This window comes from Siphonobacter sp. BAB-5405, from assembly GCF_002872335.1.
GTDB lineage: Bacteria > Bacteroidota > Bacteroidia > Cytophagales > Spirosomataceae > Siphonobacter.
In genome coordinates, this window is the sequence record NZ_NJAG01000049.1 from 1 (window position 1) to 18,123 (window position 18,123).

General features: G+C 47.4%; 14 protein-coding genes and 1 pseudogene. 2 read left to right on the forward strand and 13 right to left on the reverse strand.

Going from position 1 to position 18,123, the window contains the following annotated elements; all coding sequences use genetic code 11:
- A partial coding sequence (locus BWI97_RS24375; RefSeq protein WP_146011018.1) for a T9SS type A sorting domain-containing protein occupies window positions 1-750 on the forward strand: 750 nt, incomplete at its 5' end.
- 449 nt (window positions 751-1,199) lie between these two features.
- On the opposite strand, the gene BWI97_RS24380 is transcribed toward BWI97_RS24375, so the two are convergent.
- Window positions 1,200-3,059, reverse strand: a complete 1,860-nt coding sequence (locus BWI97_RS24380; protein ID WP_199182092.1) for a BCCT family transporter — start codon at window positions 3,057-3,059, stop codon at window positions 1,200-1,202.
- A gap of 523 nt (window positions 3,060-3,582) precedes the next feature.
- Between BWI97_RS24380 and nhaA the strand changes: the two genes are divergently transcribed.
- A complete protein-coding gene (nhaA, locus tag BWI97_RS24385) occupies window positions 3,583-4,914 on the forward strand; it encodes a Na+/H+ antiporter NhaA (protein WP_102203177.1) in 1,332 nt (443 codons plus the stop codon).
- A gap of 398 nt (window positions 4,915-5,312) precedes the next feature.
- Here nhaA and BWI97_RS24390 read toward each other — a convergent pair whose 3' ends face one another.
- The 12 genes and pseudogenes from BWI97_RS24390 to BWI97_RS24440 form a co-directional block, all read right to left on the reverse strand.
- The gene (locus BWI97_RS24390; RefSeq protein WP_102203178.1) at window positions 5,313-5,741 is read right to left on the reverse strand and encodes a hypothetical protein; all 429 of its coding nucleotides are present in this window, start codon (window positions 5,739-5,741) and stop codon (window positions 5,313-5,315) included.
- A 165-nt stretch (window positions 5,742-5,906) separates the two neighbouring features.
- The gene (locus BWI97_RS24395) at window positions 5,907-6,215 is read right to left on the reverse strand and encodes a transcriptional repressor (RefSeq protein ID WP_094812629.1); all 309 of its coding nucleotides are present in this window, start codon (window positions 6,213-6,215) and stop codon (window positions 5,907-5,909) included.
- A 68-nt stretch (window positions 6,216-6,283) separates the two neighbouring features.
- The gene (locus BWI97_RS24400) at window positions 6,284-6,991 is read right to left on the reverse strand and encodes a DUF4198 domain-containing protein (protein ID WP_102203179.1); all 708 of its coding nucleotides are present in this window, start codon (window positions 6,989-6,991) and stop codon (window positions 6,284-6,286) included.
- 466 nt (window positions 6,992-7,457) lie between these two features.
- Window positions 7,458-8,186: an esterase family protein gene (locus tag BWI97_RS24405; protein ID WP_094812633.1), complete on the reverse strand. Its 729-nt coding sequence runs from the start codon at window positions 8,184-8,186 to the stop codon at window positions 7,458-7,460.
- A gap of 77 nt (window positions 8,187-8,263) precedes the next feature.
- Window positions 8,264-8,851 (reverse strand): SGNH/GDSL hydrolase family protein, encoded by a 588-nt coding sequence (locus BWI97_RS24410; protein WP_094812636.1) that lies wholly within the window; start codon window positions 8,849-8,851, stop codon window positions 8,264-8,266.
- 194 nt (window positions 8,852-9,045) lie between these two features.
- Window positions 9,046-9,615 (reverse strand): helix-turn-helix domain-containing protein, encoded by a 570-nt coding sequence (locus tag BWI97_RS29340; RefSeq protein ID WP_369826661.1) that lies wholly within the window; start codon window positions 9,613-9,615, stop codon window positions 9,046-9,048.
- 112 nt (window positions 9,616-9,727) lie between these two features.
- Window positions 9,728-9,946, reverse strand: coding sequence for a hypothetical protein (locus BWI97_RS29345; RefSeq protein ID WP_369826662.1), 219 nt, complete (start codon window positions 9,944-9,946; stop codon window positions 9,728-9,730).
- A gap of 123 nt (window positions 9,947-10,069) precedes the next feature.
- A complete protein-coding gene (locus BWI97_RS24420) occupies window positions 10,070-10,870 on the reverse strand; it encodes an AraC family transcriptional regulator (protein ID WP_102203183.1) in 801 nt (266 codons plus the stop codon).
- Window positions 10,871-10,994: 124 nt separating this feature from the next.
- Window positions 10,995-11,873 carry an oxidoreductase gene (locus tag BWI97_RS24425; RefSeq protein ID WP_102203180.1) on the reverse strand — a complete coding sequence of 293 codons (879 nt, stop codon included), beginning with the start codon at window positions 11,871-11,873 and terminating at the stop codon, window positions 10,995-10,997.
- Window positions 11,874-12,146: 273 nt separating this feature from the next.
- On the reverse strand, window positions 12,147-13,709 hold the full coding sequence (locus BWI97_RS24430) for a RagB/SusD family nutrient uptake outer membrane protein (RefSeq protein WP_102203181.1): 1,563 nt from the start codon (window positions 13,707-13,709) through the stop codon (window positions 12,147-12,149).
- Between the two features lie 28 nt (window positions 13,710-13,737).
- Window positions 13,738-16,868: pseudogene (locus BWI97_RS24435) on the reverse strand (SusC/RagA family TonB-linked outer membrane protein).
- A gap of 857 nt (window positions 16,869-17,725) precedes the next feature.
- Window positions 17,726-18,123 (reverse strand): DUF2490 domain-containing protein (locus BWI97_RS24440; RefSeq protein ID WP_158242837.1); only part of this gene is annotated, 398 nt, incomplete at its 5' end.

Here is an 18,123-nt window from a genome sequence, read left to right on the forward strand (position 1 = left end):
CGAGCAGTGACCGTTTCGATTCCGGATGTAACCGATTTTGCTGCCACGCCGGATTTGCGACTGGTAGGATGGAACGGTACGCAGTGGGTGAACCTGGGGCAGACCGCCACGGGTTCAACGGAAGGCAGTACGTTAAGTGGGACCATTCCCGCCAATGCAACTATCACGGCTCTTGGGATTGGAAGCGTCAGCGAGGCTTTGCCCGTAACGCTGGGTCGGTTTGACGTCAAATTGGAAGGTCAGATAGTGCGGGTGTCCTGGGACACGCATACCGAAATCAACAATGATTACTTTGAAGTAATGCGGAGTACGAATTTGCAGGACTGGCTGCCCCTGGGCCGCGTGAAAGGTCAGGGGACTACGCAAACCAAGCATTCGTACACGTTTGTTGACGAAAAACCCCTGGGCGGGATTTCCTACTATCAGTTACGTCAGGTTGATTTTGATAAAACAGTCCATACGTCACCCGTTCGTTCGGTAAACAATCCGCTTGCTCAACAGCAGGCAGGGCAGGTGAGCGTTTATCCCAATCCAGCCAATAACAAAGTGGTAGTAAAAATTCCACAAGTCAGTAAGGAGGTTACCGTTCAGTTGTTTAATGCTTCCTGGCAGCACACGAACGTACCGGCTGTTCTGAGGGATTCGAATTATGAACTGGACGTAACACAATTAACGCCTGGATTATATTTTCTGCAGATAACGGCTGGACAAGGTTCGCAGAGTGTCCAGAAACTTCTGATCCAGCATTAAATACGTATTGACGTATGTGCTGGCAAAACCCATCGCTCTGATTTTTAGGGGTGATGGGTTTTTATAGTTTTACGTGAGCTATGATTCACTCACAATTTTTGAAACAGGAGTAACGGAATCGGGTGGGGAAGGAGAGAGGAATCGTTGCGGATCTAATTTTGTAAATTATTACTTAACATAATCCAAGTTATATAACACAATGTATATTCCTAGTAAAGGATGACTGGAAAAGTAAAGTTTCGTTACAAAACTTTACTTTTCCAGTCATCCACTGAACCTCTATTGTGTATTACTCTTTACGTCTTAATGTAGTATCCGTAAAGATCTCATTCTTTATTTCCGAAGATAATTCAAGGAACCGTTCATACTGTTTAAGTACGTCCGCAATCACTTCTTTTTCGGTGAAGTATTCGATATTATAGCCGGGACGGTTATCTCCAAAAAAAGTCTCAGGAATGTAGGATTGCGTGCCCCGAACCACCCGGGATATTTTTTTCAGCAACTAGCGAGGTAGAGATGGTCTTCAGTTGGGTACGTACGCCGTAGGTAAAATTTTCAATCGATTCATGCTCGATAGTCAGGGCAATCTCCCTTGGATTTTCCTTTTTATGAACCGCCGTAGAAATTCGCTGGCTGTTGAATTCAGAAGCCAGTTCCTGTAAAGCGGGCTCTACCGTTTGCTCAATGAAGGTCTCCACGTAAGATTGATCTTTAAAGGAAAGGATGCGTTGCAAACGCTGCTTCCAGAATTCACCCGACCAGTTGCGAGCGGACGGAGAAAAGGATTTCGAATAATAATAGCTGTCTACCAGTAGTCCCTGAAATAAACTGTAACAAAACAGGAGCATGACTATTGAAAAAGGCAATGCCGTAATCAAGGTCATGGTTTGCAGGGATTGCAGGCCCCCCGCATTTAGCAATACCAAAGCCACCAGTGCCAGTAATATGCCCCAGGCCACCAGTTGCCATTTGGGGGACCGGGCTGCATTGGCCGTTGAAATACTGTTCATTACGAAGATGCCCGAGTCCGCTGAGGTGACAAAGAAGACAAAAATGAGGAAGACCGCCAGACTACTGGTGAGTCCACTGGCTGGAAAATAGTTTAGGAATTGAAAAAGTAGCTCGTCGGTCTTGCTTACGATAGCCGTTAGCGATCCGTTTGCCACATTGCGATCCAGCCAGGTAGCACTATTTCCGAATACGGTCATCCACAGAAAATTGAAGGCGGTCGGAATCAGTAGCACGGCAATGATAAATTCACGGATCGTCCGGCCTTTGGATATTTGTGCAATGAACAGACCTACGTAGGGTGACCACGAAATCCACCAGGCCCAGTACAGAATGGTCCATCTGAAATACCAGGGTTGAACCGAAGGCTCGTAGGCGTGCGTATTGAAGGTGAGGCTTAAAAACTGGTTTAAATAATCCCCCACTCCTTCCGATAAAGAACCGAGCAAAAATACGGTCGGACCTGCAATCAGAATAAAGAGCATCAGGAGTACTGCACTGAAGATGTTGAGCTGACTCAAAAATTTGACGCCTTTGTTGACGCCTGAGGTAGCTGACAAAATGGAAATCGTCATAATCGCAATAACGATCGCCACCTGATAACTAAAACTTTTTTCCGGAATGATGCCTAGTTCGACCAACCCTGCATTAAGCTGAATGACTCCAAAGCCTAAGGTAGTTGTAATGCCAAAAAAGGTGCTGCACAAAGCAAACGTGTCAATAGCATTACCTGCCACGCCATTAATCCGGTTTTTAAGAATCGGATAAAAGCAGCTTCGAAGCGAGAGCGGTAACTTATAGCGATAGGTAAAGTAAGCCAGTGATAAGCCCACAACACCATAAATGGCCCAGGCATGAATACCCCAGTGAAAAAACGTGTACAGTTGAGCGTCCTTGGCCCGTTTTATTTCGCTATACTCTGCAAACGTTGGGTCAGAGAAATGGGCAAGGGGTTCTGAAACGCTAAAATACATCAGACCAATGCCCATGCCAGCGGCGAAAAGCATGGATATCCAGGAAAAGAATGAGTATTCGGGCACCACGTCATCATCTCCCAGGGTGATCGAGCCATATTTACTAACGACGAGAGCCAGCAGAAAAAAGACAAATAAAGTAACCGACCAGACATAGACCCAGTTCAGGTTAATAAAGATCCAGTCCTGAATTTGCCCTAAAATGGAGGCCGTTGAATCCGGGAAAAAGCTGGAAACGAACGTAACAAACAAGATAAAGAGTAAACTAGGCAGAATAATCCCTTTGTGAAAGGTAGTCTGAGCTAAAAATGAGGACAGCCTGCTCATGGGTGAATAGTTTTATATGCTTAGGAGTTGATATACAAAGAACTTGTTTTGATACGCTTTGTTCTTTCAATACCTCATACTCGGCGTATCACGAAGAAAGGGTATCTTTTTCGATAGCCGACCATGAGTTGAATAGTTTTACTTTTGACCCGGCTAAGCAGCCACTTTTCCAGGCGTTTTCGCTCAGCCAGTGAATGACGTCTCCTCATCCGGGCATACATTACGCGTATCGTATTCGGTTTTACCGGCGTAACAGCTGCTGGAGTAGTCGCCTGAAACCGGAAAATGCCCTGGTATTTCAAAGAAGCGAAGTAAGAAATGGAAAGGTTAGAGGGCTTACGCAAAAAGTGAAAGGCAACCCATTATTTTTTTCTAATTACGATTCAATGTCTTTCGGTAGAAGTCTGGCTTTGTCAGTCCCTTGTTACCTTCGCTTCAGGAAAGCTGAAATTTTAAATGTCAGGGCATAACCAGCAGACCCGCTCCAGAGTTATCCATTACTACAATTCATTACCACTAATCCATGAGTAAAGCCCCTATTGATAGGTTCATTCAGCCCGTAAGTACGTTCATTCATCAGGAGTACACCAGCGGCATCGTTTTGTTTCTGAGTGTAATAGCCGCTTTGATCTGGGCTAATTCGCCGGGGGCGGAATCCTATCATCATACCTGGGAAACGCCCTTTGCACTAAGCTTCGGTGCTTTTTCTTTTAATTATCCCCTGCACATCTGGATCAATGATGGACTGATGGCCATCTTTTTCTTTGTCATTGGTCTGGAGCTCAAGCGTGAGTTTATGGCGGGTGAGCTTTCTACCTTAAAAAAAGCGTCTCTGCCGATGGTGGCCGCTCTGGGCGGCATGCTCGTGCCCGCCTTAATTTATGTGTTGTTTAACTACGGTCTGCCCTCGCTTCACGGCTGGGGCATCCCTATGGCCACTGACATTGCTTTTGCCCTGGGGCTGCTGTCCTTATCGGGTAATCATATTCCGTCTTCGGTGAAAGTATTCTTATCTGCCTTAGCGGTAGCCGATGATTTGGGAGCCGTGCTGGTCATTGCGTTCTTCTATACGGCTAAAATCGACTTCGGGTTTCTCCTGATTGGCTTCGGTTTTCTGGGAGTTCTGCTGGCGGGAAATCTACTCGGTATCCGGCGTAGTCTCTTTTACTTGATTCTGGGGATTGTTGTTTGGGGCTGTTTTCTGTTTTCGGGCGTTCACGCTACCATTGCCGGCGTACTCGTAGCCTTTACGATCCCGGCCCGCACGCGAATCAATGAGCAGGAGTATTTACAACAAATTAAATCCCGCGTTAAACACTTTGAAGTAGCTATTCCCTTGCACGGACCTTTGATGACTGCCGATCAGCACGAGATTATTGAAGAAATAAAGGGACTAAGTTTAGACGCCCAGACGCCGCTGCAAAAAATTGAACATACGCTGCATCCTTACGTAGCCTTTCTCATCATGCCTCTGTTTGCTCTCGCTAATGCGGGCATGCACATTGGCAGTAACTTCTTTTCAGAGCTAATAAACCCCGTGAGTGCTGGCGTAGGTGTGGGTCTGGTACTGGGGAAATTAATTGGCGTATTTGGTTTCACGTATCTAATGGTCAGGCTCAAGCTAGCCGATTTACCAGCTCTGGTGAACTGGAAGCACGTGACAGGGGTAGCATTACTAGCCGGCGTTGGCTTTACCATGTCCCTTTTTGTGTCCAACTTAGCCTTCTCGGATGCCGAACATGTAGATGCCGCCAAATATGGTATTCTGCTGGCTTCTCTTCTTTCAGGTACCGCAGGTATTACGTACCTGCGTTCGTTAGCGAAAGGTCAAAAAGACTCGATACCAAGCTTTTAGTACGGATCATACTAGCAGAAATCTAACGCCTGCGTGAGGGAATGGATGTGCAAAAACTCGAATGAGGCAAGCGAAAGAATTCAGAAAAAGATCTGTTGCTAAGGCCGTTGAAATGCATCAGTACTTCGAACTGCTCGAAGTACTGCTTTTTTTATAGCGTAATCAGAACGGGTAATTTCCTCACTTGTTACCCTACTAAACGATTGGCAACGAAAGGTTTCTTTCGTTTGTCTAATTAGCAGGAAGGTATCAACGCCCTTCATTAGCAAGGTCTGAAGGCAGCATTACGTCGTGTTTCAGTGGCAGCTGGGGTATAAAAAGATACACTACCTGATTTGTTGCAGTAATTAAAACAGAAGATTGATTTGCTGGGGTAGTTAAAGTTACGTTAGCCTTTGTTATTCATAAAATTTTGAAAGAATACTAAAATAAATACCAATACATATAAAACTACCGAAACCCCAAAGCATGGTTTTTATATAAAACTTCATATCCTGTCTTCTGGTCTCACTATTAGCGTCGACTTCTTCATCTGACACTCCTTTAAAAAGATAGTATTTGGCAAATACATAATAAATAGCAATGATAAACAGGACAATACCAAAGACAATGAATGAATTAGCCTGACCTCGGCTTTCTTTATTAAATTGAATATAATTGCCAAAAATAAAGCTTATGATTGCAAGATAATGAAGAAGATAGGTAAATGGGAAAACCAAATTCACATGTTCGATTGAATGATTAGCTCCCGGTACCTTCCTTAAGGTGTGAGCATATCCTCTTCTTAATTTGTTGACATTTTCTATTGAAATAAGAGGCATTTTCATATCACGATTTTTTATCAGCAGGACTACTAATTTCCAGGGATCACATTTTACTGATTATAAATATAAGGGTTGAAATGCTATGACTTAATCCAGAACTGTCAACTATTTTTAGTGTAATACATCCAAGAAAGCATACGGTTACAGAAATAGTCTTACTAGAAGTACTCATAAAGAATGTTCATTTCCAGAGACAGAAGACGTATTTAATTCGCTGGAAGAAAGCTGGTAGATAAACTTACGATCGGACTGAATCTGTTTCTCGACAAAGCCATGTTCGACGAGCCAGTTCAGGGCCTGGTATACCGCACCAATGCTGATTTGAAAATGGTTTTTCTTAAGTAGTAACCAGACCTGTTCGGCATCCATGCTTTCGTGGATCCGTTCGAGTACCGTAGCTACCTGATTTCGTTTAATAGACTTCCGGATGCCCCGTTCCATGCAGTACGCGTCAATCCGATGGTTAATACTATGCATCTGTTACCAGGGAAAAAAGCGGCAGGCCATCTTTTCAATGACCTGCCGCTAAACATATCATAAGAGGCTTAGGGAGCGACATCAAAGGTGAGCGTTGCACAACGCCAAACCGATTTATAGTCTTTGCCCTGCAGTTGACCCTGCTCCTTTTCCGTTTTAGAACCTTCCACGTAGTACGTTCCCGGCCATAGCGGCGTAAACTCGGCTACACCCTGAGCGTTCGTCACTACCTGACGGCTCCAGCCGCTGGGCGAATGAACGGAGATATAGATTTTCTCGGAAGGCGTATTTTTAAATACACTTTCCAGTGAAACCGGCTTGCCTACTTTGAAGGGCTTGCCCTGAGCCAAGGCTACAGTCAGTTCGTTGGGAGTAGCAGACTTGCCGCTGGCTTTACCAACCGTGACGGTAGCCGTTGCGTTAAACTGGTATTTGGTAGTGCCACCCAGTTCTTTGGCTTCGTGACCAACGGCCAGCGTATACACACCGTCCTGCGTTGGGGTGAACGTAGCTGTGAAATGATTGTCACCGGGGTTAACCGAAAGTTTGGTTTTGGTCTGATCGGGAGCAATCAGCCAGAGACTAAATTCTTTGACGTCGGAATACCAGTCCGCTACTTTTTCCGGCGTTTCACCCGGCTCAGCGTAGCTGATTTTGACGGTCTGAGCCTGACCTTTTTTTCCAACGGCGGGCGTTTGCAACCAAAGGGCGTGAGCGAATGCACTGCTGAGGCTTAGACACAGAGCCAGCGATAATAGCGTAGCTTTTAATTTCATACAATATTCGGTAGATAACAGTGAATAGGGCTTGTTTGCGTACAGGAAAAAAGATGATCAGCGGCCGCTTTTCTTCGTTTCAGGAGCCAAAGTACGTATCTATTTATAATGAGTCCAAATAAAAATTATAATTATAGCTAGCGTGCTGATTCTAAATCCTTTCTGAATCGGGGTGTAAGGCCGGAAAACGAACACTCACAACCTGAATCCAGGAAAAGTGCTTCAGAGATTGTTTTAATCTGTTCTGAAAGGAATACGCGATTGAAAGCAAGGTCAGGTCTACCCTACTATTGAGACGAGAAGAAAAAAGAAGAAGGGGCGTCGCGGTTCAGAGAACGGAATCACCGTACGGAGCCGATAGACCAAGTGACAGGATTCGGATTACTACAAGCCTAAAGATAGCACCGAATGAGCATTCCGTAGAAGATTGGATAAACGTACTGAGAATGGCAAAGCCAATGGCCCGCTACAGATAGATATCTACCATCTTTTGCCAGGCATCGGCCTGGTGAGCCCGGCCCTCCCAAACGTAGAATTCGTGAGCAATGCCTTTGTGGGTCAGATCGCGTTCGAGCTGGAAATTACTTTCCAGGAAGGGATCGTCGCTACCAATGACGATGACAAATTCCAGCTGACGGATTTTGGCTAGTAATTGCTCGTCGTGCAGGTTAGGTAGAAAGTGATTGGGGGTATGGTAATAGATGTTTTCGTCGTAGTAATCGTCGAATAGTCCACGGAACTCGGAGGTAGGAACCGCAAGGTTGTAGCGGCCACTGAAGGCCACCACTTTACCAAACTGCTCGGGATGCCGAAGGGCAATATTCACGGCGTGAAAAGCTCCGAAACTACAACCGTGGGAAATCAGAAAAGAACCCGGATTCAGTTTCTCCGAAAAAGGCAGTACTTCCTGTAAAATGTACGCTTCGTAGGCAATGTGCCGCTGAATACGCTCGGCGGGTGGAATACTCTCGCTGTACAGGCTTTCGGCGTCAATCGAATCGACGCAGATGAGTTGTAGCCACCCTTGTTCGATTTTATCCCGAAGAGCCTCGACCAGACCCAGTTTCTCGTATTCGTAAAACCGACCCCGACGGGTTGGAAAGATCAAAACGCGAGCCCCGGCGTGGCCGTAGACGAGTAAATCCATGTGTCGCTCTAGCACTGGACTATACCAGCCGTGTGGGTTACGAAGCATAGGTAAGGATGACAGGAAAAGCCCCTAAGTTCTCAATGATTTCTAAATCTGGTCGTATCGCTGGTATGAATAAATCATTAAAATTTCTCTACATAAGGCCGAAGCAGCTTCGTCCAGACCTGATAACCCGCCGGGCTAAGGTGTAAACCGTCCGCTTCGAATAGTTCGGGTCGGGGCCGGTGGTTCGCTCCCAGCATGGCCTGCGTCAGATCCAGAAACTTGAATCCGGGGGTTTGTTTGATTTTTTCGGCAATGAGTGCGTTGGTATACTTGATTTTCTCAATCAGATCCCAACGGGCCAGACTGGGCTTGATGGATACGTAGACGAGCGGAACATCGGGTAAATTCTTTTTCATACGTTCGACCAGCGTACAAAAGAACAGGTATACCTCTTCGGGATGTCGTTGATCACCGAGGTCATTGTCGCCCGCGTAAAAAACGATCGCCCGAGGCTTACTCGGCACGACCAACTCTTCAAAATACCAGGAGCAGGCCGCCAGGGTTGAGCCGCCAAAGCCAAGATTGAGAACGGGCGTATCAGGAAAATCCTGAGCCAGCGTTGACCATAAACGAATGGAGGAACTACCGTAAAAGACAGTACGGTTTAGTTGAGCCGGGTTAATTCGTTGTTTTAATTGTTTTACTTCTTCTTCGTACCAGATCATAAAAGCTTAATGGATACAGGCCAGTCAGGACTGTAAGAATAAATCAGTGGCTGCGACGTGCGAAGGTAAAACCCAAATTTGAACTCGGAGGTTTAAATTTTAGTAATCTCGAAGAATAATTAACGTATAGTGAAAGAGTTACACGAGATTCCAGAATTTAGGTGCCAGTCCGGAAATTTGCTCGTCTGTAATCGTTAGAGATAACGGTACGCTGAAGGCGTTAAGGATACGTGTTTTTTGAAGAAATTATTAAAGTGCGAAGGTTCCTCAAAACCCAGGCAATAGCTGATTTCGGCAATATTCCAGTTGGTATGTTTGAGCAGGGCCTTGGCTTCGCTGGTCAGTCGTTCGGTAATGTGATCGGTCGTTGTTTTTCCCGTGGTCTGCCGAATGGCTCGATTGAGGTGGTTAACGTGTACGGCTAAGTGCTCGGCAAAATCCTTGGCCGACCGCAGCTTGAATCGTTGCGAAGGCGTTTCAATGGGAAACTGTCTTTCCAATAGCTCAGAGAAAATCGCTGTAATGCGGGCATTCGCATCCGGATGCTGGTAGAGCGTTTGCGAGGGCTGGACTTTTAGAGCTACGTGAATCAGCTCGATGACGTAATTGCGAAGCAGATCGTATTTAAACCGGTAGTCCGACTGCATTTCAGCGAGCATTTTTTCGAATAAAGCACTCACCTGCTGTTCCTGAGCTTCCGGCAAAATGAAAGCTGGTTTACCGCCGCTGGCGAACATGGGCATTTCGGATAAAGGGTCCCGCATTTTTTCCGTGAAAAAAGCATCCTTGAAAATGCAGAAAAAGCCCGTATAATCTTCCGAACGCGACTCCCAAGTGTAGGGTACTTTGGGATTAAAAACATAAGGGTCGGCCCTTCTACTTCCAGACTTTTATCGGCGTAGTGAAAGACGTTCTTTCCCGAATCAGACTGATTTTGTAGAAATCCCGACGGGTGTATTTCACCGGGGCACCGTGCGGGCCATGGCAGTCTTCCAGCCGAAATACGTTGAAATGCCCCAAATTCTGTTGAAGATTGGGGGGCTGCTCATTGAATTTAGTTTGATAAAAATCTTCTAAGGTTTCAATCGTTGCCATACGCTTCGCGGGTGTTTAGTTCAAATCCCTTGGGTTGATATACAGTAGCAAAAGTACGGTATATCGAGTATTGAGACTTACGAAAAACAAAGGCATACTTGTAAAATTCAAACAATACCCCGCTTATACTAATGAAGGGGCCTGACCAAAGGCTTTTTTAAAAGCGAAGGAAAAATGGGAAAGATCTTCGAAGCCTACTTCCAGATAAACCTCCGATGGTTTTCTTCCTTTTTCTTTAATCAGGAAATAAGCATCCTGCAAGCGTTTATTTAAGAGCCAGCGATGCGGCGACAGATGAAAAATTTTCTCAAAATCGCGTTTGAATGTAGCCAGACTACGGCCACTCAAATACGCAAATCGATTCAGACTGACATTAAACGGGTAGTGCTGCATCATAAACTCTTCCAGATCGAGCTTACCCGGTTCGGCGAAATCGAACAGAATGTCCTTTAACTCAGGTTCAGTACGCAATAGCAGCAGCACTGCTTCTTTAACTTTTAAAGCAAACAGTGGATCGTCCGTCGTTCCGGGTAAGGGTAGGTAGGGCATCAGGGAATCCATGTATCCCTGGTACAGCGGGTGCGGCGATAGAGGAATGACCGCTGGAGCTCGCAGGGGTCGTTTCTGAGCGGTATATCCGTATTGCTGACTTAGGTTTACTAACGTTTTTTGATCGAGGAAAACAGAAATGGAAGTGAACTCCCCTCCTACGGGCGGATGCTTCACGAATTTCGCCAATTGATTACGGCGGCTGAAACGGAAATCGCCAGGCTTAAACTCGTACACCCGCAAGCCGTCATTAACCGTTAGTGAACCGGAAATCTGATAGCTGAATACGTGTTCGGGGATAAACTGCTCCCCGTCCCGACTGACGTTGTAGTAGCAGGAATAGATAATGCGGGAATTGGGTAGTACTTCGGACATGGCTGAATCAAAAAACTTGCTGCGTACGTGTGTACGCAACAAGTTACATGTAAGAAGGTTCGATAGAAATCCGTTTGCGAAAGGATCTTCGGCAGCAGTGTACTTTAAATGCCAACCCTTACGCTTACCCTTTCAAATACGTCTGGCCCAGTTCGCTATCCAGAAAATTCTCTGAATCGTCGTGATCCGTGGAAACGGAAACGGGTAGCCAGGCTTCAAACTCAGCCTTCCGGCGGGCGTCAGCTTCCTGTAAAATGCTGGCAGCTTCACTTCCCAGAATTAAATGTATCGGAGGTTCCGGATGGTTCACCAGATCAATCAGGACCTGAGCCGCTTTGGCCGGATCGCCCATGGGGAGGTATTGACCACTGGCGAAATAATCGGCACGCTGGCCTACGCTGGTTTCGTACCCTTCAACCGGAGTGGCGTAGGTCATGGAAGCTCCAGCCCAATCCGTACGAAAGCCACCGGGTTCAACGGACGTCACTTGTATCCCGAGCGGAGCTACTTCATTGACGAGGGCTTCGGTAAAACCACCCAGTCCAAACTTAGCGGCCTGATACATGGTCAACCCAGCGGCACCCACGCGACCTCCTACGGAGCTAATTTGCAGAATGCGGCCACTGCGTTGCTTCCGCATCACGGGCAGTACAGCCCGCGTGATGGCAATGGGAGCGTACAAATTCGTTTCGAGCTGGCTACGTACCTGCTCTTCCGTGAACGCTTCGGCGGCACCGATAATCCCAAACCCCGCATTATTGACCAGTACGTCGATGCGACCCAATCGTTCCACGGTAAGCGTTACGGCGGTTTGAATTTGTTCCAGATTCGTAACGTCCAGCGTCAGGAGTTCCAGTTGATCGGGATACTGATTCTTGAGAGCCTGCAAGGATTCGGGTTGACGAGCTGTAGCGGCCACCCGATCCCCCTGAGCCAGTACGGCTTCGGTTAACTGACGACCTAAGCCACGGGAACTTCCGGTAATGAACCAAACCTTTTTCATAGCGAATGTCTGTTTATGGTTTCGATTACAAAATTCGCGGTCTGGCGTAGGGGCTGCTTTGTTAAAAAGCTCAAAGTGACTTTGCTAAAAAGCTCAGGTTTAGCTCCAGTGGGGAATGAATCAGTATTGTCGCTCAGAAGTATGCATTTGGAAAGATTGGTTTCAAAAAAGATCAGGTACTACAGTTAGTAAAAGTAGAAATAGCCGTATCCCTGAAAAAAAGCCCCGACTCCGGTGGGAATCGAGGCTTTTTCATGAAAATGAATTACGGTACTAAACGCCCGGATAATTCGGGTTTTGAGGCCGCAGATTCGGGTTGTTCAGCATTTCCTGACGCGGCAGGGGCAGTAACAGGTGCTTCTCCTGCAAGGGTCGGTTGGAATTCAGGTTTACGTGACCCACAAAATCATCGAAACCTTTCGTCTTTTCGTTGAACACTTTGCGGAGGCGAACCATATCAAACCAGGTGATACCCTCGTAGCAGAATTCGTACCAGCGTTCCCGCCATACGGCTTCCCGGAAGCTATTGGCTGAGAACGTACCCAATGCCGGCGTAGTTAACTTAGCCCGGTCGCGGATGCGTTTCAGAGCATCGTAGGCTTCCTGGTTAGGGCCGCCCACTTCGTTCTGAGCTTCAGCGTAGATGAGCAGCGTTTCGGCGTAGCGAATCTGGGGTACGTTCAGGTTGTTCTGCCGCGTACCCGGTACGCCCTGCGTTCCGTTTGCTGTGGTGTTGAAGTGCTTGAACACGTAGGGAGCACCCAGCGAGAACAGAGCACCGCTACCGTTGGTGTAGTAGTTGGTAAAGAAGTAACCTTCACGGTCTTTGGCCCGCAAATCGCCTGTTTCGTAGGAGGCGTAGAAGGAAGCCGTAGGAACCGTACTACCCGTACCCGAAGGACCATTGTAGGTCACGGGTTTGAAGTTTGGATAGTAGTTATCCATAGGGTTACTGGCTACAACGGCATTGTACTGAAGCATGAACAAATGCTCCGTCCGGTTCTTCAGTCCTTCCTGGTGAATTTCTCCGTAGGTAGAAAACAGATTGATCGTTGAGGGGTTAGCCTTGGCGTAGGTGATCACTTCCAGAGCCTTATCGGCGGCTAGCTTGTAATGCGTAGCCCCCTTCCGAAGCGGAAATCCAGCCATAGTCAGATATACCTTAGCTAGCTGGGTTTTAACCGCTGCCTGGTTTACGTGACCGGTCGGATCCATCCAGGGAAGTCCGGCCGATTCTGCGTACTTCAAGTCTTCGATAATCAGGTTGTAAATCTGCTCCTGCGGCGTACGGCTCGGACGGAAGTCTTCAGAGTTAATGGTCTGTGGTTTGGTAATGAGCGGAATGTCACCCCAAAGCCGTACCGCAGTGAAGTACGCCCAGGCCCGTAAAAAACGGGTTTCGCCGAGCACTCGGGTTTTCTGAGCTTCGTCCATCGTAATACCGGGAACTTTGTCGAGTACCTGATTAGCCTGAGCAATCACCCGGTACAGGCCATTCCAGTAGTTGACGACGTGGGCCGTATTTCCGTCGTGAATCAACCCGTAAAGGTTATTCAAGTCCGAGTTTTGAGCTGTTTCCGTCGTGGCGGTACCCGTCAGAGCTTCGAGCAATTGCCAGTTAGAGGAGAAGATACCCGCACTTTCACCCATAAAGCGAAGGTCGGCGTAAACCGCATTCAGACCAGCCGTCGCGTGATCCGGTAACGTATAAAAAATATCGGGGGATAAACTTGAGGGAGCTTCTTCTTCCAGGAAACTTTTACACCCCGTTGGGGCCAGTAATACGGCACTAAGAAGAGCCACCTGACCAATGGATTTGAATCTATGAAGTTTCATTTGTAACAATGTTGATACCATGGAATCCTTAAAAACCTACCTGTAAGCCCACCATATACGTCGTCGGTTTGGGATAGTTGTGCCAGATCATACCCTGCGTAAAGGCACTGCTGTTGTCACCTTGGTTGGTCGGCGTTACTTCCGGATCGCCAATGACGGGATCTTTCACCAGCAGGAAGAAGTTCTGAGCCGAGGTATAAATCCGCAGGCGGCTGAGTTTCAGCTTGCTCGTTACCGAAGCTGGGAAGGTATAACCCAACAGGGCATTACGGCCCCGCAGGAATGATCCATCCTTGATCCAGTGGCTATCTACGTTGTTACGTAACCCGCACGCGTTTCCCGAATTTCGGCAATTGGTGTGTTTTGGTGATCAGGTCTCCAGGCATCGAGTACCGTACGGTAGCTGTTGGCAATGGCCTGACGGTCCTCGCTGGCGTGGAGGTTCATTAACATCACGTCGTTGCCAAACATATACTGTAATTCCAGCGTGAAGTCGAAGCTTTTATAGCGGAAGGAGTTCGTCATGGCACCCCATCCTTTCGGGCTACCGTTACCGATGATTTTACGGTCAGCGTCCGTAATGGCTTTGTCGCCGTTTACGTCTTCATACTTGATATCACCAGGCAGAATGGTCAGACCGTTCCGATAGCTGGTAAACTTGGCGGCTTCTTCGCGTTCAGCCTCGCTCCAGGTACCCAGACGGGTCAGACCCCAGAAGGAACCCACGGGTTCGCCAATCCGGATGATGTTCGTCTGGTTGGTGAAGTTCGGACCACCTACGCCAAAAATGTCCGAAGGGGTAGCCAGTGAGAGCACCTTGTTTTTGTTCAGCGAAATATTGAAGGACGTATTCCAGGAGAAGTTGGTCTTTTCGATGTTCACCGTGTTGACGCTGAATTCCAGACCCTTGTTTTCCATCGAACCTACGTTTCGGCGTATGGTGGCGTAACCGCTTGTGCGGGGTACGGGAGCATCCAGCAACATATCGGTGGTTTTCCGGTAGTAGAAGTCCAGTTCCATATTGATCCGGTTTTTAAGTAAACCTATTTCCAGACCAATGTCCGACTGAGCCGTTTTTTCCCAGCGAAGGTCGGGGTTAGCCAGACGGCTGATACCCGTACCACCCGCCCGGGCATCGTTGAACACCGTAGCGAAGTTGGCACTCAGCAGCGACAGCGAAGTATAGGGCGGAATTTCGGAGTTACCCGTCATCCCGAAGCTCGTCCGCAGTTTCAGATTGGAAAGAATCGTGTTGGATTTCAGGAATTGCTCTTCAGACACCCGCCAGGCGAAGGCAGCCGAGGGGAAGAAGGCAAATTTGTGGTTTGCTCCGAATTTCGATGAACCATCGGCCCGACCCGTAAAAGTGAACAGGTATTTGTCCATGAAGCCGTAGTTGATCCGGCCGAAGTACGAATTAAAGGCATTCCGTGATGCTTCCGATTCAACCGTCGGCTGCCGAGAACCGGCTCCGAGGTTATTGTAACCAAAATAATCGGTTGAGAAGCCCTGAATCGTTGCTCCGATCCGGAAGAAGTTCGTTTCCTGCCAGGAGATACCCAATACTGCATTCAGGGAGTGGTTTTCGTTGAACTGCTTGTTGTACGTCAGGTAATTTTCCAGGGACCAGAAACTTTCTTTCCGGTTCCGGCCTGCGGCAGTACCCTGGGCTCCGATTTCGAGCGTACGCGTGCTGGATTCGTTGATTTCCTGCGTCAGTACGTTCACCCCGAGTACCGTACGCATCTCCAGCCCTTCCATGAATTTAATGTTGGAGTACAGACTACCCAGCGTCGTCTGCGTGTTGAGCACGTATTTACGACCCATCAGCCGGTGGACGGAACTCATGGAACCTTCCGCGTAGGGATAATCCCGGTTGTTGGCATACGTACCATCGGCGTACTTCACGGGCAGGAAGGGGAAATCTTCCACCATCTGACGCGGAACGGCATCGTTGATATCGACCAGGTTTTCGGACTGGTTGTTATAGCTAAGCGTACCACCAATTTTGAGCCAGTTTTTTACCTGATCGTCGATGGTTAAACGTCCGGAATATCGTTTCAGATACGAGGTTTTAATCAAACCCTGATCGTCCCGATAGCCGAGTGAGACCGAGTACTGAGTTCGCTCACTACCGCCGCTGAAACCCAGCTGGTGGTTCTGGGACAATTTATTCTGCGTAGCTTCCTTGAACCAGTCGGTGTCGTACAACGGATTTCCGTTGCTGTCAAAAATGCGGGGATCCGTGCGACGAAGCTTGGGATTGAGGTAACTCCATTTCCCCTCGGCCCAGCCCACGGGATCGTACTTGGCCATGTTCGCGTACGCCAGGTCTTCAACGGCCAGGTATTCCCGGGCATTGAGTACTTTCGGTTTATTGGGACCAATCGTATTCACGCTGAAATCGGCGTTGTAAGATACCTGACCTTCACCGGATTTCCCTTTGCGGGTCGTAACCAGAATTACCCCGTTGGCACCCCGGGCTCCGTAAATAGCCGTTGAGGAAGCATCTTTCAGGACTTCAACGGATACGATGTCGTTCGGGTTGATGTAGTCAATCGCGGAGCTAAACTGCGACTGATTTCCCTGCGGCAGCATAACGCCATCGACGACATATAGCGGGTTGTTGGAGGAGTTGATGGAGCTGAAACCCCGAATCCGGACCGTTGTGCGGCCACCGGGACGTCCGGAATTGGTATTTACCTGAACCCCAGAGACTTTGCCCGATAAAGTCTGGTTAAGCGAAGGAGCCGGACGCTCCAGCAACTGAGCTTCCTTGACCGAACCGACGGAGCCTGTCAGGTCAGATTTACGGGCGGTACCATACCCCACGACTACCACTTCATCCAGCACTTTATCGTCTGATTTCATGGAAACCGTCAGGTTCGTCTGAGTACCTACGACGAGTTCCTGAGGGGTAAAACCAACGGAAGAGAACGTCAGGGTAGCTCCCGATTCGGGAATTTCCAGACGGAATTGGCCTTCGGCGTCGGTCACCGTACCGCGTTGGGTACCTTTTAAAATAACGCTGACCCCTGGTAACGGAGCATTATTTTCGTCGGTGACTTTACCGGTAATCAGTCGGTCCACAACGAAGGTTTTCAGGGTGCCCGGCCGATTGCTTGCCGCGTAACCGGTCGTCAAGCAGATGCTGGCCATGAGAATAGGACTCAGGCTCACCTTGAATAGCCTCCTGACTTGAAAAAGTAGGGGTTTAATCATACGGGTTCTCGCCGCTGGTACGGCATTGAGGTTAAGAAAAACGATTTGTGAACGTTAAAAAATGAACTAGTTAAGGGTAATGCGGACAGCCAGGTGCGAAAAATAGAAGGTAATGACAGGTCTGTTTAAGCCGAACGGAGCAGTACGCATTCGTCTTAAATCGGATATATATATCAAGTAAATGCGGGCGTAGTTAGCTTGAATGACTACGGAAAACAAATCGATTCGTCAGAATGGAATACACTCTTCAAGAGCCCGTTTCAAAGCGGAATTAACTAAGGTTTTTACGTTAGAAACACAACGACAAATCGTTCAATACAAGCAGAAATGGACGGGCTAAAACAAAGATAGTCTGGTAACGGAATTACAAACGTCGTAAGATAAAATTGTACATAGGTTCATCATAGAGGAGTTTATAAGTGCGTGAACAAAGGTATTTTTTTTCCTATACGTTGTCAACCTTTTTAAGTCAAATAATTAAAAAATTTATAAATAAAATGAAACTATGCGTAGAAATGTATCTGTATACGTCTGAATGCTGCTAGAAAATGGGCTATTCATCGACCGGGTTTCGACAGAGTAGACCCGCTATTTGCTAAGTGCTCTTAGCATTAACTGGCGTGATTGTCCCATCGGATGGGGTGAGCTATCATTTAGATTGATAATGGAGTCGAAACTAGTATTTGTTGTACAATCTTGCTATAAGATAGGGGTTATACGTTGTTGACGGAGTATGAAGAGTGAGTAATTACAAAAAGTATATTAAATGAATTTTTAAACTAATGAGTTAGGTATTATTTGTTTTCCAATTGCGTTTTAGCAAAGTTTAAATTGTATTGGAGCGTTAACCGGAAACCACGATTGATTTCATAGACGGGCCGTTGGCTAACCGGATCCGGATCGGTATGCCGTGAAATCTGATGTAAATAACCCAATTCAACTTGAAAATCTTTGGTGAACTGATAACCTAGTCCACCCAGCAATCGATTTTGGTTGTAGACATTGTCATCCTGACCAAGATTTAGAAACAGTTCATCCAGAGCAGTGAGATAAAACTCCTGATCTTCCAGCGTCTTGCCTTGCAAAGGATATTGTATCTCCAGCTGGTAGCGAATTCGGCTGGCATATTCCCAGCTTTCCATACCGGACTGACTCTTGTGTCCCGGCTCGCCCATCCAGCGTTGTTCCAGAC